This window comes from Thioclava sp. ISO4 (genome assembly GCF_058105145.1).
On record NZ_CM176571.1, the window covers coordinates 2,344,849 to 2,369,405 of the forward strand.

General features: G+C 60.8%; 23 protein-coding genes and 3 pseudogenes. 12 read left to right on the plus strand and 14 right to left on the minus strand.

What is annotated here, in order from left to right:
• Window positions 1-6 precede the first annotated feature (6 nt).
• From AC2TZ7_RS11580 to AC2TZ7_RS11615, 8 genes are all read right to left on the minus strand, one after another.
• Window positions 7-1,638 (minus strand): ABC transporter substrate-binding protein, encoded by a 1,632-nt coding sequence (locus tag AC2TZ7_RS11580; protein ID WP_489866809.1) that lies wholly within the window; start codon window positions 1,636-1,638, stop codon window positions 7-9.
• Between the two features lie 81 nt (window positions 1,639-1,719).
• Window positions 1,720-2,640 carry an ABC transporter permease gene (locus AC2TZ7_RS11585; RefSeq protein WP_489864334.1) on the minus strand — a complete coding sequence of 307 codons (921 nt, stop codon included), beginning with the start codon at window positions 2,638-2,640 and terminating at the stop codon, window positions 1,720-1,722.
• Complete coding sequence (locus tag AC2TZ7_RS11590; protein ID WP_489864335.1) at window positions 2,640-3,527, minus strand: ABC transporter permease; 888 nt, start codon at window positions 3,525-3,527, stop codon at window positions 2,640-2,642. The genes AC2TZ7_RS11585 and AC2TZ7_RS11590 overlap by 1 nt, the downstream gene beginning before the upstream one ends.
• On the minus strand, window positions 3,505-4,113 hold the full coding sequence (locus AC2TZ7_RS11595; protein ID WP_489864336.1) for an ANTAR domain-containing response regulator: 609 nt from the start codon (window positions 4,111-4,113) through the stop codon (window positions 3,505-3,507). The genes AC2TZ7_RS11590 and AC2TZ7_RS11595 overlap by 23 nt, the downstream gene beginning before the upstream one ends.
• Window positions 4,110-5,213 carry a transporter substrate-binding protein gene (locus AC2TZ7_RS11600; RefSeq protein ID WP_489864337.1) on the minus strand — a complete coding sequence of 368 codons (1,104 nt, stop codon included), beginning with the start codon at window positions 5,211-5,213 and terminating at the stop codon, window positions 4,110-4,112. Before AC2TZ7_RS11600 ends, AC2TZ7_RS11595 begins: the two co-directional genes overlap by 4 nt.
• Before the next feature lie 736 nt (window positions 5,214-5,949).
• Complete coding sequence (locus tag AC2TZ7_RS11605) at window positions 5,950-8,025, minus strand: AAA family ATPase (protein ID WP_489864338.1); 2,076 nt, start codon at window positions 8,023-8,025, stop codon at window positions 5,950-5,952.
• Between the two features lie 78 nt (window positions 8,026-8,103).
• Window positions 8,104-9,099, minus strand: coding sequence for a GIY-YIG nuclease family protein (locus AC2TZ7_RS11610; protein WP_489864339.1), 996 nt, complete (start codon window positions 9,097-9,099; stop codon window positions 8,104-8,106).
• Window positions 9,100-9,226: 127 nt separating this feature from the next.
• On the minus strand, window positions 9,227-9,718 hold the full coding sequence (locus AC2TZ7_RS11615; RefSeq protein WP_489864340.1) for a hypothetical protein: 492 nt from the start codon (window positions 9,716-9,718) through the stop codon (window positions 9,227-9,229).
• 122 nt (window positions 9,719-9,840) lie between these two features.
• On the opposite strand from AC2TZ7_RS11615, the gene AC2TZ7_RS11620 reads away from it, so the two are divergent.
• Both AC2TZ7_RS11620 and AC2TZ7_RS11625 read left to right on the plus strand, forming a co-directional pair.
• Complete coding sequence (locus AC2TZ7_RS11620) at window positions 9,841-10,032, plus strand: ribbon-helix-helix protein, CopG family (RefSeq protein WP_489864341.1); 192 nt, start codon at window positions 9,841-9,843, stop codon at window positions 10,030-10,032.
• Window positions 10,033-10,657: 625 nt separating this feature from the next.
• A complete protein-coding gene (locus AC2TZ7_RS11625) occupies window positions 10,658-11,224 on the plus strand; it encodes a hypothetical protein (RefSeq protein ID WP_489864342.1) in 567 nt (188 codons plus the stop codon).
• 438 nt (window positions 11,225-11,662) lie between these two features.
• On the opposite strand, the gene AC2TZ7_RS11630 is transcribed toward AC2TZ7_RS11625, so the two are convergent.
• Window positions 11,663-12,420, minus strand: a protein-coding gene (locus AC2TZ7_RS11630) for an IS5 family transposase (protein ID WP_489864343.1) whose coding sequence is annotated in 2 segments (ribosomal slippage) — window positions 11,663-12,099 and window positions 12,099-12,420 — 759 coding nt in all. Because the reading frame shifts where the segments join, the coding sequence is not laid out codon by codon here.
• A 62-nt stretch (window positions 12,421-12,482) separates the two neighbouring features.
• Entirely contained in the window at window positions 12,483-12,980 is a 498-nt protein-coding gene (locus AC2TZ7_RS11635; protein ID WP_489864344.1) for a P-loop nucleotide/nucleoside kinase family protein, read from the minus strand.
• Between the two features lie 239 nt (window positions 12,981-13,219).
• Between AC2TZ7_RS11635 and AC2TZ7_RS11640 the strand changes: the two genes are divergently transcribed.
• Window positions 13,220-13,831, plus strand: coding sequence for a LysE family translocator (locus tag AC2TZ7_RS11640; RefSeq protein ID WP_489864345.1), 612 nt, complete (start codon window positions 13,220-13,222; stop codon window positions 13,829-13,831).
• A 49-nt stretch (window positions 13,832-13,880) separates the two neighbouring features.
• On the opposite strand, the gene AC2TZ7_RS11645 is transcribed toward AC2TZ7_RS11640, so the two are convergent.
• Window positions 13,881-14,438, minus strand: a complete 558-nt coding sequence (locus tag AC2TZ7_RS11645) for a nucleotidyltransferase family protein (RefSeq protein WP_489864346.1) — start codon at window positions 14,436-14,438, stop codon at window positions 13,881-13,883.
• Between the two features lie 294 nt (window positions 14,439-14,732).
• On the opposite strand from AC2TZ7_RS11645, the gene AC2TZ7_RS11650 reads away from it, so the two are divergent.
• Entirely contained in the window at window positions 14,733-15,260 is a 528-nt protein-coding gene (locus AC2TZ7_RS11650; protein ID WP_489864347.1) for a GNAT family N-acetyltransferase, read from the plus strand.
• 267 nt (window positions 15,261-15,527) lie between these two features.
• Here AC2TZ7_RS11650 and AC2TZ7_RS11655 read toward each other — a convergent pair.
• The 3 genes and pseudogenes from AC2TZ7_RS11655 to AC2TZ7_RS11665 form a co-directional block, all read right to left on the minus strand.
• Window positions 15,528-15,695 (minus strand): annotated as a pseudogene (locus AC2TZ7_RS11655) (transposase); the annotation flags it as partial.
• Between the two features lie 73 nt (window positions 15,696-15,768).
• Window positions 15,769-16,218, minus strand: a complete 450-nt coding sequence (locus tag AC2TZ7_RS11660; protein ID WP_489864348.1) for a hypothetical protein — start codon at window positions 16,216-16,218, stop codon at window positions 15,769-15,771.
• 126 nt (window positions 16,219-16,344) lie between these two features.
• A protein-coding gene (locus AC2TZ7_RS11665) for an IS3 family transposase (RefSeq protein ID WP_489864349.1) occupies window positions 16,345-17,498 on the minus strand; the annotation gives its coding sequence in 2 pieces (ribosomal slippage) (window positions 16,345-17,246 and window positions 17,246-17,498; 1,155 coding nt in all).
• A gap of 457 nt (window positions 17,499-17,955) precedes the next feature.
• On the opposite strand from AC2TZ7_RS11665, the gene AC2TZ7_RS11670 reads away from it, so the two are divergent.
• The 8 genes and pseudogenes from AC2TZ7_RS11670 to AC2TZ7_RS11705 all read left to right on the plus strand — a co-directional run.
• Complete coding sequence (locus AC2TZ7_RS11670; RefSeq protein WP_489864350.1) at window positions 17,956-19,251, plus strand: SDR family oxidoreductase; 1,296 nt, start codon at window positions 17,956-17,958, stop codon at window positions 19,249-19,251.
• The gene (locus AC2TZ7_RS11675; RefSeq protein WP_489864351.1) at window positions 19,248-19,715 is read left to right on the plus strand and encodes a DUF2269 family protein; all 468 of its coding nucleotides are present in this window, start codon (window positions 19,248-19,250) and stop codon (window positions 19,713-19,715) included. Before AC2TZ7_RS11670 ends, AC2TZ7_RS11675 begins: the two co-directional genes overlap by 4 nt.
• Before the next feature lie 372 nt (window positions 19,716-20,087).
• Window positions 20,088-20,758, plus strand: a pseudogene (locus tag AC2TZ7_RS11680) (transposase); the annotation flags it as partial.
• 57 nt (window positions 20,759-20,815) lie between these two features.
• On the plus strand, window positions 20,816-21,241 hold the full coding sequence (tnpA, locus tag AC2TZ7_RS11685; protein WP_489864352.1) for an IS66-like element accessory protein TnpA: 426 nt from the start codon (window positions 20,816-20,818) through the stop codon (window positions 21,239-21,241).
• On the plus strand, window positions 21,238-21,588 hold the full coding sequence (tnpB, locus tag AC2TZ7_RS11690; RefSeq protein WP_009803441.1) for an IS66 family insertion sequence element accessory protein TnpB: 351 nt from the start codon (window positions 21,238-21,240) through the stop codon (window positions 21,586-21,588). The genes tnpA and tnpB overlap by 4 nt, the downstream gene beginning before the upstream one ends.
• Before the next feature lie 60 nt (window positions 21,589-21,648).
• Window positions 21,649-23,274 carry an IS66 family transposase gene (gene tnpC, locus AC2TZ7_RS11695; RefSeq protein WP_489864353.1) on the plus strand — a complete coding sequence of 542 codons (1,626 nt, stop codon included), beginning with the start codon at window positions 21,649-21,651 and terminating at the stop codon, window positions 23,272-23,274.
• Window positions 23,271-23,873 carry a plasmid pRiA4b ORF-3 family protein gene (locus AC2TZ7_RS11700; RefSeq protein WP_489864354.1) on the plus strand — a complete coding sequence of 201 codons (603 nt, stop codon included), beginning with the start codon at window positions 23,271-23,273 and terminating at the stop codon, window positions 23,871-23,873. The genes tnpC and AC2TZ7_RS11700 overlap by 4 nt, the downstream gene beginning before the upstream one ends.
• Before the next feature lie 38 nt (window positions 23,874-23,911).
• Window positions 23,912-24,352: pseudogene (locus AC2TZ7_RS11705) on the plus strand (integrase core domain-containing protein); the annotation flags it as partial.
• Between the last annotated feature and the right edge of the window lie 205 nt (window positions 24,353-24,557).

The following is a 24,557-nucleotide window of genomic DNA, read 5'->3' on the forward strand; positions in this document are numbered from 1 at the left end:
GCGCGCTTACTCCGTCACGTACACGTAGTCGTAGTTCACGGGGATCGAGACCGGGTCGACATAGAGCGCATCTTCGCCGCCCATACGGCCCGACTTCATGGTGTAGCGGTTCTCGTTGAACACCGGGACCCACGGCGCGTCTTCCATGACCTTCATGTAGACGTCGGACCATTTCTGCAGGCGCTCGTCCTGCATGGCCGGATCGGTGATCGAGTCCGCCTCGGTGGCCATCGCGTCGAGTTCCTCGTTGCAATACCACGACCAGTTCCAGCCGCCCTCGACCGCGCCCGCGCAGCCCAGGATCGGACCGTAGAAGTTGGACGGATCGGGGAAGTCGGCGATCCACGCCATGCCGCCCGACCAGATCATCGGCGCGGTTTTCGGCGTGCCGCCCGCCTCGATCACGTTGGCCTGCGCCAGCGCCTTGATGTCGACCTTCACGCCGATCTGCGACAGGTCCTGCTGGATCGCCTGCGCGATACGCGGGTTCGGGTCGGTGTTCATCACGTAGAGCTCGGTCTCGAACCCGTCGGGCAGACCGGCTTCGGCCAGCATTTCCTTGGCCTTGGCGGGATCGAAGGGATAGCCCTCGTAGCCTTCGGTATAGCCCGGCATGGACGGCGGCAGCGGCTGGGTCGCAGGCGTCGCGCGGCCGTTGATCATCTGCACGATGCGATCCTTGTTGATCGCCATGTTGACCGCCTGACGCACCTCGACCTTGTCGAAGGGCTCCATCTGGACGTTCAGCGTGATGTAGCCGGTATGCAGCTGGCCGCCCACGACGACCTGCTTGGCCTCGTCGGGATTGCCCATCACCTCGTTGAACTTCGCGGGCGGAATGCCGTCGCCGGGCACGTCCACCTCACCGTTCTGCAGGCGCAGCAACGCCACGATCGGCTCCTGACCGACCTCGAAGGTGATGCTATCGAGATAGGGCACGCCCGAGCGCCAGTAATCGGCGTTCTTCTCCAGCACGAGTTGTTGACCGATGGTCCAGTCGGCGAGCTTGAACGCGCCGGTGCCCACGGGATGCTTGCCGAAATCGGTGCCGTATTCGTCGACCGCTTCCTTTGGCACGACCGAGGCGAAGTTCAGCGCCATCACGTGCAGGAAGGTCGCGTCGGGGCGCGAAAGCTCGATCTTGACGGTGTAGGGATCGACGACGGTGACGCCTTCGAGGCTGCTGGCCGAGCCGTCCGCCATCGCGTCATAGCCCTTGATCGAGCCGAAGAAGCCAGCGCCCGGCGACTGGGTCGCGGGGGTGGTGACGCGGTCGAGCGAGTATTTCACGTCCTCGGCCGTCATCTCGCGACCGTTGTGGAATTTCACACCCTCGCGCAGCTTGAAGGTGAAGGTCGTGCCGTCGTCCGAAATCTCGTAGCTCTCGGCAAGACCGGGGCGCAGCTCGGTGGTGCCGGGGACGTAATCCATCAGACCGTCGAAGACGGATTTGATCATCGACCAGTTCTGCCAGTCATAGCCGATCGCCGGGTCGAGCGTGGCCACATCGTCCTTGTAGGTCACGATGATGTTGCCGCCGGGCTTGGCGTTCGGGTCAGGCTGGTAGTCCTGCGCCGAGGCGAAGCTGGCGAGGCCCAGCGAGAGCGACAGTGCGCTGGTGGCAAGGATGTTTTTCATCAGGCTCATTTGAGGTGTTCTCCGTCAGTTGGACTTTTCTTTTGGTTCGCTCCCCGGTTGGCCCGGGGTATCTGATTGCGATCAGCGCAGCTTGATGCGCGGATCGATGAAAGGGGTGATCAGGTCGGCCAGCAGGTTGCCCAGCACGATGGCGCAGGCGGAAACGAGCGTGACGCCCATGACGATCGGAATGTCGACGCGTTGGATCGCCTGCCAGGCGAGCTGCCCGATACCGGGCCAGCCGAAGACGCTTTCCACCACGACGATGCCGGACATGAAGATGCCGATATCGATCCCGATCATCGCGATGATCGGCAGGATGGCGTTGGGCATCGCGTGCAGCGCCAGCACCCGGAAGCGGCGCAGCCCCTTGGCGCGCGCGGTGCGGATATAGTCCGAGCGCAGCACGTCGATCATGCTCGAGCGCATCATCCGGCTATACCAGCCCGAGCCCATGATCCCGAGCGTCAGCGCGGGCAGCACGAGGTTCGAGAAGCTGCCGTAGCCGCCGATCGGGAACCAGCTCAGCTTGACCGCGAAGACGTAAAGCAGGAGCAGGCCGACCACGAATTGCGGCGCCGAGACCGCGACGAAAGAGGTAATCATCAGCGACTGATCGAGCGCGCCCCCGCGGCGGATCGCGGCCACGATCCCCAGCGTGAGCCCCATGATCAGCTCGGCCACGATCGCGCCCAGCATCAGAAGAAGCGTAGCGGGCAGACGCGCGGCAATCAGGGTCGCGACTTCGGTCTTCTGCAGATAGCTGCGCCCCATATCGCCTTGGACCAGCCCGGTCAGATAGTGCCAGTATTGCACGATGAAGGGCTGATCGAGGCCCAGCTGGTGGCGGATATTGGCCACCGTCTCGGGCGTGGCCGAGCGGCCCGCGATCTGGCGCACCGGGTCGGCCGGCAGCACGAAGAGCAGGAAGAAGGTGATGAAGGACACGCCCAGCAGGATCAGGGCGGCCTGGATCAGGCGGCGGATCAGATAGGCCAGCATCACTCACGCCCTCTCTGCGTCGGGTCGAGCACGTCGCGCAGCGCGTCGCCCACGAGGTTGAAGGACAGCGCCAGCAGCAAGATCGCGGCGCCCGGGATGAAGACGAGCCACGGGGCCGCCTGGAAATAGGTCTGGTTCTCGAAGATGATGTTGCCCCAGCTTGGCGTCGGCGGCTGAACGCCCACGCCGAGATAGGACAGCGTCGCCTCCAGCAGCACGGTGGTCGAAATCCCCAGCGTGCCCCAGACGATGATCATCGGCACCAGGTGCGGCAGGATATGGCGGAACAGGATGCGCAGCGTGCCTGCGCCCAGCGTGCGCTCGGCGGCGACGAATTCGCGCTCGGCCAGCGCGGAGGTCTCGGTGAAGACCACGCGGGCGGTCTGCACCCAGTTCACCAGCGCGATCACCATCGCGACGATCCACAGCGAAGGCGTGAAGATCGCGGCAAGGCAGATCGCCAGCAGAAGCGCCGGAAACGCCATCATCAGATCGGTGAAGCGCATCAGTACCGCGCCGATCCAGCCGCGGAAATAACCCGCGGTGACGCCGATCAGCGTGCCGATGATCAGCGCCAGACCGTTCGCGACGACGCCGATGATCAGCGAGGTCCGTGCGCCATAGAGGATGCGCGAGAACAGGTCGCGGCCCAGCAGGTCGGTGCCCAGCCAGAACTTCTCGCCCGGCGGCATCGGCGCACCCAGCAGCGACAGCCCGTCGAACATCTGCTCCTGCGGCTCGAAAGGCGCGATCCACGGCGCGAAGATCGCGCCGAGCGTCACGATCGCGATGATCGCAAAGCCCAGAAGCGCGAGCTTGCGGCGCATCAGGCGGCGCAGGGCGCTTTGCGGTCGGGCCGGCCCCTCAGCCAAGGTCGCGTCGGTCATCGGTCTTCCTTTGTTCGTCATGGTTGGCGACGATGCGGCGCGCGGCATCTTCGAAATTCACGCGCCAGGCCATCGCCATCTGGCGCAGCTGGTCATAGGCCTCGGCCTCGCTCTTGCCGCGCGCGGCCAGCAGCGTGACCGCCCGCACCACCGTCTGGCGCTCGTCGAGCCTGCGACGCAGATCCGCGATCTCGCCCGAGAGCTGCGCCCGCGCCTCGAAGGCGATCCGCGCGATCAGCAGCGCCGAATAGACCCCGCCATCGCCCACGGGTTTGAGGATCTGCGCATGCGCGCCGGCCTCCAGCGACCATTCGATCCGGCCGGGCGCTTCGGTGCCGATCAAGGCGATCATCGGCATCGGGCTCTCGCCCGGTCTCCACGGGAATTGCTCGTCATAGCCCTGATCGGCGTCGAAGAAGACGAAATCCCCCGACAGGGCCTCGGCAGGCAGTTCGGGCCAGCAATGCACGACCGTCAGGCCGATGGCGCGCAACTGCCGCTCGAGCGCCTGCACGGTCGCGTGGGGGCGATGCAGGATATAGGCGCGCGCGCCGCCGAGATCGGGGATGCGGATCTTGCGCTTCATGAGACCACCTTCAGCCGGGGCGCACCGGGCGCGATCGGATTGCGACCGCGTGCGAGATAGGGATCGCCCGCGACGGCCTCGAACCGCTCGCGGACCGCGAAAGCGCCATTCTCGACCTGCGCGATCAGGACGGGCAGGGCGGTGTGATGGGTCGACAGGTCGATCCCTTCCGAGCCCTGCGGCGCATCGTGCAACAGCTGCGCGAGGCTCTGCTCGGCGGCGTCGTCATGCCCTGACAGCAAAATCGCGAGGCGATAGACCGACGACCACGCGGCGGCTTCATGCGAGGAGCCGAAATTGCGCTGTGCCTGCGGCCAGCCGGTCGCGCCCCGGAAATAGGGCCCGGCGGCGACCAGCCCCTCGACCGCGTCCGGGTGAATGGCGGGCAGCTCGCATTCGGTCAGATTGCACGACAGGATCGGGCAGGTCTCGGGGCGGAAATGCGCGTCTTCCTGTCCGAGCTTGTGATAGGCTTCGAGGAAGGCGTATTGCGACGGGCCGATCAGGTTGTTGAGGATGAAATCGGGCCGGGTCGCGCGGATCTCATTGATCATCCGCTCGACATCCAGCGAACCGAGCGGCAGGTAACGCTCGCCCAGAACCTCGCCGCTGGCGCTGAGGATCACGTCCCGCGCAAGCCGGTTCATCTCCCAGCCCCAGATGTAATTCGAGCCGGTCAGGAAGCCCCGCCGCCCGAGCCGCGCAAAGGCCCAGCCAAGCAGCGGCAGCAGATGCTGGTTCGGGCAGGCATGGGTGTAGACGACGTGATCGGACGCCTCGAACCCCTCATAGGGCACCGCATACCAAAGCGTCCCGCCCGCTTTCTCGAGCGTCGGGATCACCTCCTTGCGGCTCCACGAGGTGACGCAGCCGACGACATGGCGCGCGTCGCTGTCGCGCAGGATTTCCTCGCAGAGCGGGCCATAGGCGTCGATATTGCCCTGCGGGTCGCGTTCGATCGGGGCGAAGGTGATCGGGAGATCGGGCATCGAATTGATCTCGGCAATCGCGCTGAGCGCCCCGGTCCGGCAGGCCTCGGAGATCAGCGAGTAGCTTCCCGAGCGGGAATACAGTAGGCCAAGTTCGATCCGTTTCTTCATTTCCACTCTTGCAGACCCTTTGAGCCAAAACGCAAAACGCCCCGCTGACTTGCCGCGGATGTGCGGTGTCAAAGCGAGGCGCGAATGCCGTTCGGGTTATTCCGATGTGTCTCAAGGTTTGCAGCGCGCCCGTCAGCCGACAAGCGCAAATTGCGAAACCACGCCGGGATCGGGAGTCAGAACGGGATTTTCGGGGTGGCGTGCATAAAAATTAAGCACAAATGCGTCATTGGAGGGCGTGTTTGTCTCACGGGGTGGTGAGAATCGTCCGTGATGAACCGGGCGGTGTCTTCGGACATGGCGGCGCGTGAGGGCCGATGGTGAGGCATCCTCTGACGGGGCAGGTTGCCTGGTCTGAGCGTGTCACGGTCTCGACGGTGACGTTCGGCGTTTGGGCGCCCTTCGTCCACCGGTCAGGGAAAGGGCGCTCTCCCGCCCGGGCGTGACGGCCCGCGGACCTGTTTCCGCGTCTAAAGTCGAAGACGCAGAAAACCGGCGCAAAAGGACAGCTGACATCCCGCATCAAGCTAAGCGATACTGATTTCTTTGGAAACTTTGCCCACGCCCCAGTTAGGGGAAAGTGGCGGAGAGACAGTCCGGCATTGCTTTCGGTATCTGACTTAAAGCATAATAAAAACAATATCTAGAGGAAATTCGGCGGGGCAAATTGTGTAGCAAATTGTGTATCAAAAACGGGAGCTCCTTCATTCGATATCTCTCATCTTGGTCAGCATCATTATGGCATCGCTTTGAGCAAGCCAAATGTTCGATGCAATTGGCGTTCATCCAATTCCAGCTGTTCGACCAAGGTCCGCGCCATCGCTTCCAACACCTCACGCCGCTCGTTGAGGATTTGCGCGGCGCGGGCTTCCGCCTTGCTCAAGCGGCGGCGCACCTTCGCGTAGACGGTCTGGTTCTGAAGCGTGAGATGGTCGGGTTGATCCAGCCAGAGCTGTTCGTGATGGCCGAGGCCCAGGCGGGTTTCGATGGCGATAGCCAATCGCGTTGCTTGGGCAAGATCTGAAGCTTGTGTGCCGCCCGCGCCGCTCGAGACCTCGCCGAGGATCAGAGCCTCGGCGGCGCGCCCGGCGAGCATGTAGGCGATTTGATCGTCATAGTCGCTGACCGTGTGGATCGGGCGAGTTGCGGTGGTATGCACTTCGCCGCCATCGCCGTGTCGGATCAGGATGCGCTCGACTTTGCCGAGCTTTAGCACATCGAAGACGATCGCGTGGCCGCATTCATGAAGCGCGATGCGGCGATCAGCATCGGGTGTGGCGCAAGCGTGGTTCAGATGCGGGCTCAGGTCGGTGGGCTGCCAAGGGCGATCATTCGCGCGCGCTTCGGACCGGGAAGCACGGATCGCGGCATCGAGATCGGCCGCGCTTAGCCCGACCGCCTGTCGGGCCAGAGGGCGCAAATCGGCCTCGTCGTGAGCGCAGTGGGTCTGCAGGATGCCGAGCAGCGCCTCTGCATCAGGCAGAGGCATTTCGAGATGAAGATCGAAGCGTCCGGGGCGCAGCAGCGCCGGGTCGATCGCTGCACGATCGTTCGTCGCGCCGATCAACAACACGCCCTCGGTGCGGGCGGCCTTGTCGATTTCTTCGAGAAGGCCTGTCACGACTTGACGGTGATACGTCCGGCCATGCCGGTCACGATCGAAGCGCGAGCCAGCGGCGTCGATCTCATCTAGAAACAGGATCGAAGGAGCGGCGGCGCAGGCCTTTGCGAATGTCTCGCGCATCGCTGCAAGCATATCGCCCAGGTGTCCGGCCGCTTGCCATTCTGCAAGCGAGCTTTGGAAGAAAGGCGCGTTGGCGCTCACGCCCATCGCGCGGGCCAGATGGGTCTTGCCGGTGCCGGGCGCGCCGTAAAGGAGCAAAGATCTTGTGAGTTCGCTCCACGCGACCTTCCCGTCTTTCCAAAGCTGAAGGTCTGCGACCATGCGCCGTGCTGTGCGCAAGGCAATGCCTTCACCTAGGATCGAGTCGAGCGAAGGGGCGCCCGCGACGGGGCGGGGCAGGGCGGCATCGAGGCGGCTCAAGGCTTCGTCGGCGGAGGGTGCGCGAAAAGCAAAGGCCCAGGCGAGCGGGGAGATTTCCGCAAGCGTTGCGTCGTCGTGCAGAGCAGAGAATAGGGCCGAGACGGTCAGGGTATCGGCATAGGTCATCAGAACCTGTGCGACAGCGATTTGGCGATCGAAAAAGGCGAGGCTTAGCTGGGTCGTTCCGCTCAGATTGGGCGGCGCCGATTTCCCTTGGGCGAGGAGCAGAAGGATCGGTTCGGGCTTTGCTAGCAAGTCCGAGAGATCGGAGCGGTCCGTGAGCGTGACGATGCGCAGGTTTGAGCCGGAGCGGCTCGCGTCCATGTTGCGACCCAGACAGGTGACATGCGCGGGGATGAAGCCGTTTCGGATGACCGTCGCGAGCGGGTCGATCATCTCAGGCGGGGCCTCGAGGATCGTGAGCGCTTTCGGCGCGAAAAGCGCGTCGATCCGTTCGGCGCTCTCGAAGGTAGCGGCGAGCTGCAGCGCCAGGCTCAGGTCTCGGGCGGGAAGGATCGCGCCGGGCAGGGCGGCGAGCGCCTCATGAGCCGCTTCCTCATCTGCGCTGAGATCAGCATCGACTAGCGCCTCGGCCGCCTCGAAGGCATCGAAATCGTCGAAGACATCGCCATAGTCACTCATTTTACGTTTGCGAGTAGGAGTTGAGGCCTTGGCCGATCGCACGTTTGCAGCGGCTTGTTCCTGAAGGCGGCGGATGGCGGAGCGCGCGAGCGGACCCCAACTGGGTGTAAGAGTAGGGAGTGTCATAGGATCAGTCCTTTGAAGGGGTAGGGGAGGCCTCCCACCGGAGCGGGAAGCTGTGTCGCGATGAGCTGTCGGCGTGGTTCAGGTCTTGCGCATGCGCTTGGATCGCGACCGGCTGCGGGTCCGGCTGCGTTGGGCCGCGCGGTTTTCCTTCCGCGCGATGCGATGCATCTGGCGAAGGATCGTCTCTTCGAGACCGGCTCGATAAAGCTCAGACTTGACCTTAAGCAGATCGGTGAACTCCTCCGGTGCCACCAGTTCGTCGGGGAATTCGGCCATGAGCCACTTGTGCAAACGCTTCTCGACGCGCTGCGCGTGACGCCCGGTTCGCATCGGCACCTTTAGGAGCAGCTCGCGCGGTAGCTCAGGTTGGCGGTGAAGCTGGTATTTCAAGCGCGAGTCCGGGTTGCGCGAGAAGCCAACTTTGATTGCCGTGGTCCCGGTCTCGAGCTTGAGCTTCATCGCATACAGGAAGCTCGGCCCTGTTGACCAGCTCTCGCCACAACCGGGGCAGGTGAAACGCCCGGTCTGCATGTTGACACGGGCCATTCGCGCCTCGGCTCCACACCCTTCGGCATGGCGATAGAGCCGATAGTTCTGATTGCCCTGCGGGTCCGGTCCGACCAGCTCCCAGCCCTCCAATGCCGCTTCTTCCTGTTCTCGCGCGTGGTGGCAGATCTCGCAGCGCACGCCGGTTTCGCCCTGCGCCATGCGCTCGACGAGTTCGAACTGGCGACGGATTTCGTGACCGCAGGGCGCCCGGTAGAAAGCGTATTTTCGATCACCGGGATCGCGGCGGAGCAGTTCAAGCCCGGCGCGTTTCGCGGTCTCGCGCCAGCGCGCCTCGACGCAATGCGGGCATTCTGGCTGGAAGTTCAGCACGACATAGAAACGGCTGACGTGAAGACCACCGCAGCTCTTGCATTCGAGCGCGAGGCTGTATCTGTCCTTCACCCGCGCGACGATGCTATAACCCTTTGCCTCGGCGGCTTCGCGCCAGTGCGCGTGGATTTGGCCTGGTTGAACTGAATGGTCTTCGCCGCGAATGTGCAGAATGATCGGTTGATGCTGGGTCATGGTCGACCCTCCTTGTGAACGTGCAGGGGGAAACGGGCGCGGTGACCCGCGCTCGGCATTTTCGTGGGATCTCTGGTTGAGAGAGGCATGCATCCCGGTCCGGAATAGCGCCGGGAATGCAATCGGCTCAGAGTGTCGCGGAGGCTTCGACCGGCTCGTCGGTATAGAGGTCGAGCAGTTGATCGAAAAGGATCAGCGTCCGCTTGAGCAGGAAATTCACTTCGCGATCGGTGTCGAAGACTTCGGGCACGAGAAGGTCGCACCCGCGCCGCCGCACGAGGTCGCGGAAGCGTTCGCGGTGTTCGCCGACCTCGTCCAGAAGCGCGAGGCGAATGCCGAAAGTGAGCAGTTTGAGCGGTTTCTCGACCGGCACGCGCGGCGTAAGCTCTAGGATCTGATCCTGCAGTTCCAGCATCGTGCCCTGGGCTTCGTCGGAGGCCCTCTGCCAGCCCGCGAATGACGGATCCCAGCTCTCGGTGCGGGACAGGTCGTGTTCGTAGTCGAGGAAATCGGTGAGGGCCTCGAAGAACTGCGGGAAGAGGGTCAGGATCCGCGGATTCTGATCGTCGGTCGCATCTTCTTTTGCCAGAAGCTGCATGATAAGCGGGAAAGTAGCCATGGTTGTCTCCTTGTCCGAGATGGCTGTGGTCAGAGCGTTGGCGGGAGCTGCAACTCTTGCCTTCGCTCGCATAACATGTAATTGTGTAATCACAAAGTCAATCCCCTTTGTGAGGAGTTTTCATGTCAGAGAAGAAAAAGATGGGCCGACCGCCTGCGGGCACGGAACCCGTCATGGTCCGCATGACCCACGAAATGGTCGAAGCGATCGACGCCTATCGGCGCATCGCGGAAGACTTGCCGACACGACCCGAGGTAATTCGGCGGGCGGTCGAGGCATACTTGGACAAGAAAATGAAAGAGCGCGGCGAATAGTGGGCTGCTGTTCTGTCAAGAAGCGGCAATCCGGCGAATTAGCAAGAGCCTGACGGTCCGGGAGACTCGCTGGATGTAGCGAACGGCCAATGGCGGTCGTCCCCATCAGGCCTGGCGAAGGGCCGGTTCCAGCCGTTTCCAGCCTTGCTGCCGAAAGGGCGGAGAGCAGTCGTTCGCTGCGCTTCTGCCGAATGTCGGCTTTCTGCTGTTTTTCAGCCTCGCAGCTGGAAGGGCGGAGAGCAGTGCAACACGTTTTGCGATACATGAACGAAATTTTTTGTTGATGCATGAATGCTGTCAATTAAGCTTGAATTCGGTAATATTTACTGATCATCAAGGGCATTGCTCAGAGGATTTAGGTGGTGAAGAGAAGATGCATTTCGAATTCAGCCTCGACCGCTTGGAAGAAGCATCGTGAAGAGTTGGTTCCTTGGGCTGTTGGTTTGCTTCTTTACTTAGCATTCATGAGGCAGACTGAGCCATCAAGGTTTACCAACGGGATGCTGATTTTTCTATTGTTGTGGCCGCTAGTTTTTATTTTTAGAATGATATACAGCATAAGAAAGATGGCAAGATGTTAAAACACGGAAGAGGCTGATCTATTTCTTGAAAGTAGGAATTGACTATGAGTGATGTATCAAGCTTGAAGAATGATCCCGTTTTTCTAAAGAGATCAGAAATTACATTTCATCGAGTGGTGGTCGCGTTCTGGTTCGGAAGTCTCGTGTTTCATTCAGCGGGATTTCATTTATTGCCGGCATCAATCGTAGATTTTTTTTCTGGCGTTGGTTTTTTTAACGATGTCTTACTTCTCCGCGAAAATCCCAGCATGCGTAATGTCGCGGAGTCATATGCGGGGCATATGATTATTTCATTTCTTTACATGCTTGTTTCAATTTTTCTATTTTTAGTCGCCGCCATACGAGAGGTTTTGATTAGATCTCGGGTGTTTGCGAGCAAAGATCGACTGAGCGTCAAGTTCTTTTTTGTCGCCGGTTTCGTAATAGTGTTGGGATCTTATTTTATGCTTTCCGACGCTCATTCGAGCTTTGCTAATTCTGATCGCAGATTCCGCGGAATGCCCCTTTGGTGGGTGATGCTAATTACGACATGTATGTGGTCTGCCTTGCCTTCTGTCTTGTTCGTTGCGATTAGAAAGCCGAAGTTAGTTTTGGAAAGCATGAATGTATAGGGATTTGATGTGCATGATTTATTTTGCTCCGTGATGAATTCCCGGCAGTCGTTTGCTGTTTTTAATTTTATAAGTAAGTTTTATGACTTTTACTAGGCGTGCAAATGTTTTCATGCGATACAAGATGTGGGCATGTTGATGTGCCGTTCGCTACTTGGGGATAACGAGAATAGTAGCGCTGTCAGTGCGCGGAGGAATAATTCGGAAATGGGGAGGATGGCTTGCTTAAGAGATACTTGAGATGGTGGTATGAGACATGGTATCTGGAAATGTTTACTGCAAAAAGATTTATGCAAAGCCTGTTGATTTCTATTCTCGGCTTGGTGGTCTGCTTTTTGATTTTCGCAGAATTCATAAATTGAACACTGAATCGTCAGCGTCGAAGTTGGGGCCGAGCAAACGCTGCTCTAAGCCTGAATGTCGGCTTAGGCTCAGGACTCATAGCCAGTAGATGACCGTGGCGGCGAGAGCGATGGCCGAGAGGAAGACCTTCGGGCACCTATCGTATCGCGTGGCTACCCGCCGCCAGTCCTTGGGTCTGCCGAACATAATCTCGATCCGGTTGCGGCGTTTATAGCGGCGCTTGTCATACTTCACCGGTGTCTTCCGCTGCTTACGGCCCGGGATGCAGGCGCGTATCCCCTTGTCTTTCAACGCTTCGCGGAACCAGTCGGCGTCGTAACCGCGATCCCCGAGCAGCCAGTCGACATCCGGAAGACTGTCGCAAAGCGCCCGGGCACCGATGTAATCGCTGACCTGTCCTGCCGTTACGAACAGGTTGAGAGGGCGTCCCTGGCTGTCGCAGATGGCATGCAGTTTCGTGTTCATCCCGCCCTTGGTCCGTCCGATCAGGCGGCCGCGCCCCCCTTTTTGACGCCCAGACTGGACGCCGTGCGGTGGGCCTTCAGGTAAGTGGCGTCAATCATCACGGTCTTCTTCTCGCCATGCCCGGCAGCCAGTCCGGCCATCATCTTCGCGAAGATGCCTTTGTCGCTCCAACGCTTCCAACGGTTATAGAGCGTCTTGTGGGGGCCATACTCCTTCGGCGCATCTCGCCATCGCAACCCATTACGATTGATGAAGATAATACCGCTCAGGACGCGCCGATCATCGACGCGCGGCTTACCATGGGACTTCGGAAAGTAGGGCTCCAGACGCGCCATCTGCGCATCGCTCAGCCAGAATAGATCAGACATGTCACCGCTCCGTTTTCGTGCGGTGAATCATGCCCTTCTGCTGAAATCAATGGGTCCTGAACCTAGAGATGCCGCTCGATTTCTGCCACAGCGTCTGAGGCAGGAAGCCTCGCCATGTCGAGCTTCACATCTGCTGCAGCCCATGGCGTGTAGTCGCGCGACAGCACCTTTTGCCAATCAGGCTTTTCGAGGCCGGGCACATCCATCTCGCGCCCTTCAACTCTCGCCCGATGCGTCACCGGGTCAGAGCAAATGGCTTCAACGCCAAGAAAACTCGCCTTGGACCGCTTTGCTGCAGCCGTGAAAATCTCGCGAGTGATCTCCCAAGGGTTCACGCAATCGATGATTGTCGTATGCCCCAGATCAAGATTTGAGGCCGCAAGGGCTGCTGCGATATGGTAGCTTTCCGGGCCTATGTCCCGGTCAGGATCAATCGCCCAGATCGCGGCGTCGATCTCGTCAATCCGCAGATATACGGCCCCTGTCGCGACCGACAGCGCGCGTGAAATTGTGCTTTTACCAGTCCCCGGCAAGCCTGCGAACGAAATGAGAGTAGCCAAAATTGGGCCTGTTACTAACTGTTGATGGTGTTCATTTAGCCAATGGCTGAATGACCGAAAAGTCCCGCATAGCTGACCAACACGTTTTGCGGACACCCCCAAAAATTTCCGCGACGCCGCAGGTCCGCTTCGAGCCCATTCTAACGGATGCTGCGCGACGCATGAATGTCGGCTTTGGCAAAACGATGCCTTTCGGGCGATATGCCCTATACTAACCTTAGAGACAGAAAGGGGCGCCAATGACGCTAGAACAGCTACTGATCTTCCTTCCGGCGGCGCTGCTTCTAGGTGCCTCACCGGGAGCCAATAACCTTCTGGCCTTCATTTCTGCAACCAAGGCCGGTTGGTTGCGGACCGCTAAGGGTATTTTCGGTCGTCTGGCCGCGTGGGCAGTCCTTGTTGTGTTGGTCTCTCTGGGCCTCGATGTCTTGCTCCGCACTTCCGAACTCGCTTTTGTCGCGCTGAAGTGGGTCGGCGTTGCGTATCTTTTTTACCTCGCGTGGCAGTTCTGGACTGCGGATGTCTCGACCGAGATCGAAGCTCCCGAGGTTTCGATGCTGATACGTCGGGAATTTCTCACGCTGATGGGTAATCCCAAGGCTTACCTCCTACTCACCGCTTTCATTCCGCAATTTGTGAATGATGGCGCTGCGTTAATGCCGCAGCTCTTTGTACTCGGCACCCTCTATTTGCTGGTCGAAGGCGTGGCCGCGCTTCTGTGGGTGTCGGCAGGAACTCTGGTCGGAGCGCGTGCCCTTACCCCTCTTCGGCGCAGGATCATCAACCGCGCCTCGGCTGGTCTGATGGGGACCGCCGCGCTTCTTCTTGCGCGAACGGAAAAGGCCGCTTAGCGCCGCGAGCAGACATTCTCAGCATTTGGCTGGACGGCGGTTTAGTCCGTTATGCGGACATTTCTACTACCCGCACCAGTGGCCATCGTTCCAGCCAACCTTTACTCTGTACTCTGGTCCGGAAGGCTTCGCGTTTATGTGGCAGGCTCGATGTTGGGCGCAAAATCATTGAACAGAGGTCGTTGAGCGTGAAGGGTGCAAGGATCCGACAATCTGACCCCGACCTTTGGGCCGCGACTGCCGTCGCCGTTTCTGGCCAGTAGCGCATTGCATCTGCCACTGAACAATATGGTGAATCTCCGTTTCGCAGGTGCATTCTCGCCTGGTTTTTCACTGACCATTGATACTCCGGCGCTGCTTGCTGAAGCCAATGCTCAAAAGCTTCGTCCGACGCTGGATCGAGGTCTTTATCGTCGAAGTAGAGAACGTCTATATCCTCATCTTTGCAATCCGAAGCCCGACCGTGAAGGGCGTCCCACACGAAGTTTCGGACAAAGCCCGCACCGATGCTTCCCTGAAGCAGATTGAGTGATTCAACCAACTCAAGAAGCTCCCATCGCTGTCGGTTCTCGCGCAGGAGAGAAGCGATGTCGTCGGACTGAAGCACTGATGCCCTCGCGGTATTCCGGCTCACTCAGCCAAGTTAGGCCAAGATTTATGACGCTCCAACCTTCGCAACAGGATGCATGTCCTTAGTGGGCTCAACGCTGACCTCTGCGCGACACTTGGTTTACGATGCGCGGACAATCTCCGCTGGCGGGTATGCGATCGGCAGAGATAATCCGAGCATCATAGCGTGTCGCCGCGGCAGTTGGTCGTCGGCTTCGAGGCATTTATGATCACTCCCGAAGGCTCGACGGCCCCCATTTGCGGTATTCGCCATATCCACTAAGTATGAACAATGACAATAGCCCCTCCTCTACATATCCGCGCGGCGGAACCCGCAGACGCCTCAGCCATTACCGCGATGGTCAACTTGCCAAACGTGCGTCGAGGAACCTTACAGATGCCCTACGCTTCGAGCGAAAGGGTGGGACATCGAATCTCCGAGAACACGCGTGAACATCTTCTGGTTGGCTGGCTCCAACTTCAAGAGAACGAACAGAAAATCGTTGCCTATGGCGGGCTTTCGCCCGGTGAAAGGCGCCGCGCTCACGTGGGAGAGGTATTTCTCATTGTCCACGACGATCATCTCGGCCGGGGATATGGTGGCGCCATTCTTCGTGCTCTTCTTGATATCGCGGACAACTGGCTCGGGCTTAGGCGGTTAGAACTCGACGTTAACGTGGACAACGTTGCCGCCATTCACCTCTACAAGAAGCACGGTTTCGAAGTTGAGGGGACCAAGCGGGGCGACGCCATGAGAGACGGCATGCTGATTGACGCAAACGTCATGGGTCGACTGCGTGAGGCTCCCAACCACGCGTAGGTCTATGCGACTCGACCGCCGATCATCGGTCCCCGGTCAGAACCCCTGCATCCGGCAGCTTTGTCCGCACTGCTGACCTTCCCCATGCGAAGATGCTGCGCGATGCACGAATGACTGATTTGGTGAAGCTGCATCGCGGCAAAGGCGTCAATGATAAACGGCAGCTCCGGGCCGGAAACTCCGACGTCCGGCGGTCTAAAAAACGTAGGCAGAGCAACACCAACCGGGCTTCGGTCGCGGCTGGATGAAAGACCCGCGGCAGGTCACCGGGCCATACTCCTTGGGCACTTCGGGCCATCGCAACCCATTGCGATTAATGAAAATAGTGCCGCTTTCCATGCGGCTGTCATCGACCCTCGGCTTGCCATGACTTGTGGATAAGAACGGGCGGAACCGCGCCACCTGTTCGTCGGTCAGCCAGAAAAGATTGCCCATCATGCCCCCATCAGTTCGGGAGCGTGAAACATGCAGCCGAGGTCAATCGCAGCCAAATCAATGGGTCCAGTCCCTAGGGCTTCGTGGAGCCGGATTCAAAATCCTTCTCATCGTTCAGTGTCTCGGTCAAATCCGCCCAGTTCATCAGCCGTCGCATATCTAGCGCAGCCTCAGTGGCTCCGATTGCTCGAGCACGACGGGACGCATCGCCTTTAAAATATGGGCTCTTTCCTGGAAAATTGAACATAAAGGCAATCACTCCACCTTTCCAAGGTTGTTGAATGTTGATGTAGGAAACGTGGTTGTAGTCTGCCTTCAAAGGATCTGGGACGGTCGTGAAACTGAAGGCAACACGCATCGGTGGATCGTCCGACAGCCAGTAAACGGATTGTGACGGCGCGCCCTTGAAACGGATGTCAAACTTGACACTTCCTGCGATCTCCGTGCCCACAACTGGGCCGAGGAAACCATCAAGGTTCCACGGCGGGGGCAGTTCAAAGCCTCTATCTGCGTAAAAAAACATTCCTCTAAGAGGGATCTCTGCCTCGCCAAGGTCAGGGATGGCCTCAGGATTCGCAAAGATCAGGGTAGAGTCTATAGGCCCGGTGAATGAGCTACTCCCCATCTCTTGGACAGGATCTGACGTAAATTAAGCTACTCGTTGCACCTGCTGACCGGGTTGGTTGATATCATTTCTCTGCCAATACACCAGCGCCGGTGGCTTGCCGCCGAGGGCTGAGTGAGGGCGCTGGTGGTTGTAGAAGGTCATCCATTTCCGGATGGCCGCCTTCGTCTCCGATCCTGTCTCCCAAGCGTGCAGGTAGACGCACTCGTATTTCAGGGTGCGCCACAGCCTCTCGATGAAGATGTTGTCCAGGAAGCGGCCTTTCCCATCCATCGATATGCGCACGCCGGATCGACGCAGCGTGTCCGTCCAGGCGAAGGACGTGAACTGAGACCCTTGATCGGTATTCATGATCTCGGGCGGGCCGAACTTGTGGACGGCTTCGTTCAGCGCTTCGACGCAGAAGTCGGCCTCCAGCGTGTTCGAGATCCGCCAGGCCAAGACCTTTCGCGTGTGCCAGTCCATGATCGCAACGAGGTATAGAAATCCGCGCCTCATGGGCAGGTAGGTGATATCCGAGCACCAGACTTGGTTCGGGCGATCCACTCGCAGACCTCGCAGCAGGTAGGGATAGGTCTTGTGGCCCTTTGCGGGCCTGCTGGTGTTGGGCTTCTGGTAAATCGGCATCAGCCCCATCAGGCGCATCAGTCGCCGTATCCGCTTCTCGTTCACCAAGTGTCCGTCGTTACGCAGATGCCAGGTCATTTGCCGGACGCCGAAGAACGGGGTCTCCAGGAACTGCTCGTCGATCCGTCGCATCAGGCCGAGGTTCTGTTCGGTCTCGCCCTTGGGGGTGTAGTAGAAAGACGAGCGCGCGATCGACAGCAGCTTGCACTGCTGGCCGATCGACAGGTCCGGGTGGTGAGGCTCGATCATGCCGCGCCTCACTTCCCGCCCCAGGGCTTCAGCTTTCGTTCCAAAAAAGAGTTGGCCACCGCCAGCTCCCCGATCTTGGCGTGGAGCTCCTTCACCTGCTCCTCGTCGATCTCGGGCTTCTTGCGGCCCCCGCGCTCGAACACGCCGGACGCGCCTTCGAGCAGGGCCCGCTTCCATTGATGGATCATCGTCGGATGCACCCCGAACCGGCTCGCCAGTTCGGCCGCTGTCTCTTCACCCTTCAGGGCTTCCAGCGCGACCTTTGCCTTGAACTCGGGCGCGTGCTGCTTGCGTTTCGACATCTCTGATCTCCTTCTCGTCGAAGATCAGCAGACTGCAAATCGTAGCTTATGTCAGTGTCCGAATTTCAGGGGGTAGCTCAGAAATTTCTGTATCGGTTATAGCACGTTCGCACACGGAAATTGTCGACTTGGTAGGTCAGAGGGGCCGCGTCGATGATTACGCGTGGAGGTGGGCATTCACTAACAGTTCCCGCAAAGGAGACAGAAGCAGTGAGGCCCCAATTAAGGAGAAACCCAAGCGTCAGTCGAAGTTTCAATTGTGTCCCTCCGGGCTATCTTTGCTGTGAGTGTTCATGATTTCTTTTATAGGCGTGATCTGCCCTCGCTCAATTATGTGTATGCGAACTGACCTGCCTCGGCGCTTTCTACCCTGTTCTGAGCACCGTCCGATTGGGGGTCGCACCCGGGAAGCATTCGGAATACTCTTCAAGTGGCAACGGATGCAGGGTGAATTGGTGTGCCGAAGGCGGTTGTTCTTGGTGGCTATGGTCTCATCGGATCCACGTGCATGCGGGCCTTGGCAAATGCCGGTTTCGAGGTCGTAGGAGTCGGAAGATCACGTCAGGCCGCCATGGCAGCAGCCCCCTTTGCCGATTGGGTAATCCGGGACATTCCAACGATCACGACGGACGAATGGCGCGCGCTACTCACTGGCGTCGATGTCGTGGTGAACGCCTCGGGCGCGCTGCAGGACGGCGCTCGGGATGACCTCGAGGCCATCCATGTGACCATGATCTCGCGTCTTGTCGAGGCTGCCGCTGGACGGCCGGTCCGGATCGTCCAGATCTCTGCCGCGGGCGTCTCAAAATCGGCCTCGACGGCCTTCTTCCGCACCAAGGCGCGGGGGGACGAGATCCTTTCCTCTGGTGCAGAGGACTGGATCATTCTCCGCCCGACGCTGGTGCTGTCGCCGGACGCCTATGGCGGCACAGCTCTGCTACGCGCCGCGGCGGCTCTGCCCCTGATCCTGCCCCGGATCCTTCCCGACGCACAGGTCCAGACGGTGAATGTCGGCGATGTCGCCTCCGCCGTCGTGACCGCAGCCAGGGGAGAGGTGCCTTCAGGCACCGTCGCGGATCTAACGGAACACGAGGCGCGCAGTTTCCCCGAGCTTCTTACCAAGGTTCGGCGCTGGCAGGGGTGGGCGCCGGCAGTCTTTCACCCGGCCATTCCTGCGCTCCTGGTCTCGGCCCTTGGCAAGGGCGCGGATCTTCTCGGCCATCTGGGATGGCGTTCGCCGCTCAGGACGACGGCATTGCGGGCCCTTGCGGACGGCATCCGGGGTGATCCCACATCTTGGGAGAGGGCGGGAGGCGCGCCCTGCCAATCGTTGGAACAGACGCTCGCAAACCTGACCGCGACACGGCAGGAAAGGCTCTTCGCGCGGGCTTATCTCGGGTTGCCTCTGGCCATCGGGACACTCGCCGTCTTCTGGTGCCTGTCGGGACTGGTCACGCTTCTTGAGCCGTCGCACGCGATCTCGGTCCTTGAGGAGCGCGCGATCTCGGGTTGGCTCTCGGGCGCTACGGTATACGGCGGCGCGCTGGCCGACCTTGCGCTCGGCCTCGCGATCCTCTGGCGGCGCTGGACGAAACCGGCCGCTCTTGGGATGCTGGCGCTCTCCGGCACCTATCTGGTCGGCAGCCTTGTCGTTGCGCCCGATCTCTGGGCCGATCCCCTGGGCCCGATGGTCAAGGTTCTTCCCGGGATGGCGCTGGCCGTGCTGGTCTGGCTGCTGATGGAGGACAGGTGACCTACGACCTCCTCCGGTTCCTACATGTCATCGGTGCGACGGTCCTGCTTGGCACCGGGGCGGGGATCGCCTTCTTCATGGTCATCTCCAACCGCAGCAAGGATGCGCGGCTGATTGCCCATGTCGCTGGGATCGTGGTGCTTGCCGACACCGTGTTCACCGCGACCGCGGCGCTTTTCCAGCCGATGACCGGCTACCTTCTAGCACGCGAGACCGGCTGGCCAATCCTGCAGGGCTGGGTCGCCTGGTCGCTCGCGCTCTATGTCTTCGTCGGACTGTTCTGGCTACCGGTCGTGTGGATGCAGATCCGGATGCGCGATCTTGCGATCACTGCGCGTGATGCCGGCGCGCCGCTGCCCGCGCTCTACCACCGCCTCTATCGCTGGTGGTTTGCCTTCGGCTTCCCTGCATTCGCGGCAGTGCTCGCGATCATCTGGCTGATGCTGACCAAGCCGTCCGCCTGAAAGGTGTCTGGACCGCGCCGTGCCCAAGAGAAACTGATGCGCACGCACGTGCATGAGGGGCAGATTGAGCGAGTTCCAGCCATTTGCCAGACTGCATGTGAATGGCCGCAATGGACCGTCTATGCCGGGCAACCCCACTCACCTGGGCCTCCAGTACGCCGCGCTGCCGCAAGTCTGCTACGAGCCTTTAACTACCACTGCCAAAGCGCAGCTTTTCCCACGCAATTGGTCCAGTGAAGAGCACGCATATTGCCTCAAGTCCGCAGGATACAAAAATATGCGTCTCGAGGTTGCTCTGCCCCCTGAAAACTGGATCGTTTGAAGCTGGAGTTTTCGGCTAATCTTTCCTGGCTGGGAGAGGAGCGGAATCGCATGAAGGCATCGAAGTTCACGGAGGCGCAGAAGGCGTTCATCCTGAAGCAGGGCGAGGAAGGCACGCCGGTCGCGGAGATCTGCCGCAAGGCCGGGATCAGTCAGGCGACTTACTTCAACTGGAAGAAGCGATACGGCGGGTTACTGCCGGACGAGATGCGGCGGCTGAAGCAGCTCGAGGACGAGAATGCCCGGCTGAAGAAGATCGTGGCCGACCTGACGCTCGACCGCGAGATGTTGCAGGACGTCATCCGCCGAAAGCTCTGAGGCCTGTCCGGAAGCGACAGCTGGTCGACGGGATGTTGGTCGATTGGGGCGTGTCGATCCGCCGGGCCTGCCGGGCTCTGCGGTTCGACACCTCGACCTACCATTACAAATCCCGCCGCACCGGACAGGCCGGCCTCGAACGACGGATCAAGGAGATTTGCGAGACCCGTATTCGCTACGGCTATCGACGGGTGCATGTGCTGCTGCGCCGGGAGGGTTGGCAGGTGAACATCAAGAAGACCCGCAGGATTTACAACGAGTTGGGGCTTCAGCTCCGCAACAAGCGCCCCAAGCGGCGGGTGAAGGCAAAGCTGCGCGAGGACCGTCAGGAAGCCGTCGGCCCGAACGATGTCTGGGCGATGGATTTCGTCCACGACCAACTCGCCATGGGCAAGAAGCTCCGTAAGGCTCCGGGGAGGACCGTCTTTCGGACTTGAGGCAGGCGGCGTAGGTCCGGAGCTATGTCCGACCATAGATACAGACCCGACATTGAGATCCTTTCTGTCACCGATACCGGGCGCCGTCGGCGTTGGACGGATGAAGAGAAGGTGCGCATCGTTGAAGAAAGCTTTGGCGGTAGAGGGCGTGTCGCCGAGACAGCCCGACGTCATGATATTGGCCGCACCCTGCTGGTGCGCTGGCGTCGCCAATACCGCGAAGGCAGGCTGACGAGCGGCGATGCACGACCGCAGTTCACACCGTTGGCCATCGCCGCTCCTGAGGGAGCTGAGGATCAAGGCGGACCGTTTGCACCGGTTCCGACGCCAGAGACAGCCGAGGTCCTGATGGCAGATATTACCCTCGCGAATGGCCGTCGCCTGTCTGTGGCGGCCACGATTGACCCGATGGTGCTGGCGCGCCTCGTGCAAGCCCTGGATCCGTCATGATCGCGTTCCCGGCGGGGGTGCGCGTCTGGATCGCGGGCGGAGTGACTGACATGCGGCGCGGTATGAACACCTTGGCGTTGACGGTGCAGCAGGGTCTGGGGCGCGATCCGCATGCCGGCGAGATCTTCTGCTTTCGCGGGCGCAAGGGCGACCTGGTCAAGCTTCTCTGGCACGACGGGGTGGGCATGTCGCTCTATACCAAGCGGCTGGAGGCGGGGAAGTTCATCTGGCCGACCAGTGGAAGCGGCGAGGCGGTGCAGATCTCCGCGGCCCAGCTCGGTTATCTTCTGGAGGGGATCGACTGGCGCAATCCACGCTGGACCCAACGCCCTGCAAAGGCGGGATAAATTGGCCTCATCGACCCTATTTGCATGGGCTTTCCGATGCCGGCATGGTAGGTCTTGGCCATGTCGAACAACGCTTCCGAGATTGCCAGATTGCGCGCCGCGCTCGCGGCCTCCGAGGCCCGTGCCGAGGCCGCCGAGAGCGAGCTAGCGCAGACCCGGGCGGTGGTCTCGACCTCCGAGGCGATGATCAAGCATCTCCGGCTCGAGATCGCCAAGCTCCGACGCGAGCAATACGGCCACAGCTCGGAACGCCGCGCCCGACTGATCGACCAGATGGAATTGCAGCTCGAGGAACTCGAAGCCGCGGCCACCGAAGACGAGATTGCCGCCGAGAAGCTGGCGAAGACCACGATCGTCGCGGGGCTCAAACGTCGCCGCCCGGCGCGCAAGCCTTTCCCGGAGCATCTGCCGCGCGAGCGCGTGGTGATCGCGGCGCCCACGGCCTGTTCCTGCTGCGGCTCGGATCGCATCGTGAAGATGGGGGAAGACGTCACCGAGACGTTGGAGGTGATCCCGCGGCAGTGGAAGGTGATCCAGACCGTCCGCGAGAAGTTCACCTGCCGGACCTGCGAGAAGATCAGCCAACCGCCGGCGCCCTTCCACGCCACGCCGCGCGGATGGGCTGGCCCGAACCTGCTGGCGACGATCCTCTTTGAGAAGTTCGGACAGCATCAGCCGCTCAATCGCCAGGCCGAACGCTATGCCCGGGAAGGCGTCGATCTCAGCCTGTCGACGCTCGCCGACCAGGTTGGCGCCTGCGCCGCCGCGCTGGAGCCGATCCATGCGTTGATCGGTGCCCATGTTCTGGATGGCGACCGCTTGCATGGCGACGATACGACAGTGCCGCTGTTGGCGAAGGGCGGGACAAAAACCGCCCGGCTCTGGACCTATGTCAGGGATGACCGACCCTTCGGCGGCGGGGCTCCACCTGCCGCGCTGTTCCAGTTCTCCCGCGACCGAGGAATGACCAACCCGAACCGGCATCTCGCCGGATGGCAGGGTATCCTGCAAGCCGATGCCTATGGGGGCTACAACGACCTCTACCGCGCCGACCGTGACCCGGGGCCGGTCGAGTCTGCGCTATGCTGGAGCCACGCCCGGCGCAAGTTCTTCGAGCTCGCCGATATCAAGGGGAACGCCCGGAAGGGCAAGCCGGCCCATGACATCTCCCCCGTCGCGCTGGAGGCCGTGGCCCGTATCGACGCGATCTTCGGCATCGAGCGCGGAATCAACGGGCTGACGGCTGCAAAACGGCAGGCGGCCAGGCACCAGCTGTCCCGGCCTCTGGTCGAGGAGCTTCATGACTGGCTGCGTGCCGAGCGCGACCGGCTGTCGAAGCACAACCCGGTCGCCAAGGCGATCGACTACATGTTCAAGGCGGAGCGCTGGCCAGCCTTTACCGGGTTCCTCGAGGACGGCAGGATCTGCCTGACGAACAATGCCGCGGAGCGGGCGCTGCGCGGCATCGCCCTTGGCCGCAAGTCCTGGCTCTTCGCCGGCTCCGAGCGCGGCGGGGACCGCGCCGCCTTCATGTATTCCCTGATCGTCACCGCCAAGATGAACGATGTCGACCCTCAGGCCTGGCTCGCCGATGTCCTCGTCCGGTTGCCTGGCACGACCGCCTCCCGGGTGCCGGATCTATTGCCCTGGAACTGGGCCCGGGCTGAGCAAAGGATAGCCGCATGACCCTGATCGCCCGCCTCCGGATCATCCTGAACGACGTCGACCCGCAGCCGATGCGCCATATCGAGGTGCCGCTGAAGATCAGGCTCGACCGGCTGCATGCGGTCATACAGGCTGCCATGGGCTGGACAGATACCCACCTCTACGAGTTCCGCGCCGGTGATGCCGGTTGGGGCGTGCCCGACCCGGACGGGTTCTACGACGGCCCCATGGACGCGAAGAAGACGACGTTGGAAAAGGTGCTCGAGGACACCGGTGCCAGGACGATCCAGTATATCTATGACTTCGGCGATGACTGGGACCACAGCATCCGTATCGAGCGGGTCTACGAGGCCATCCCCGGCATGATCTACCCACGGCTTCTCAAGGAGACCGGTGCCTGTCCACCCGAGGACGTCGGCGGTGCCTGGGGCTACGAGGAGTTCCTCGAAGCCCTCGCCGATCCCGATCACGAGCAACACGAGGACATGCTCCACTGGTCCGGTGGGGACTTCGACGCCGAAGATGCCGGGATCGACAGCATCCTTGAACGCTTCAACCGGCTTGCCAAGAAATGGGCCCCGCGGGCCCGCAAACCCAAAGCCCCCAAGGGCACGACCTGAGAATTGCTCCCATGTGCGGTCCACGCCGGATGGTTACGAAGCTCCGCATCCTGACCATTGTCGACACCCATTCGAGGTTCAGTCCGGCGACCGATCCCCGCTTCGCCTACCGCGGCGAGGACGTTGTCCAGACCCTGGAACGCGTCTGTGCCCGCACCGGCTATCCCAGGACGATCCGGGTCGACAACGGCAGCGAGTTCATCTCCCGCGACCTCGATCTCTGGGCCTATGCCAACGAGGTCATTCTGGACTTCTCGCGGCCCGGCAAACCCACCGACAACGGGTTCATCGAGGCATTCAACAGCAAGCTCAGGGCGGAGTGCCTGAATGCCCACTGGTTCATGAGCCTTGCCGACGCCCGCGAAAAGCTGGAGGATTGGCGTCGACACTACAACGAGGACCGACCTCACAGCGCGATCGGATACAACGTCCCGATCGCCATGCATTTTCCCGATGGCGCAGCCAGCCCGCCATCGTGATCAGAGCCGGGAAATTCTAGCTTCCGGTGATCCAACCTTGGGGAGCGGAGCACACAAACCTGCAGACTCTCGTTATGAACGAGGGACCCAAGGGGGGCAGGTCAGTAGCACTGCGCTCTCCATGCCAAGAGCGGTGTTGCATCAGAACCACATCCATAAACCCTCACTGCAAGAAGGCTGCAGAAACCTAACAGCTCAGGGGTGA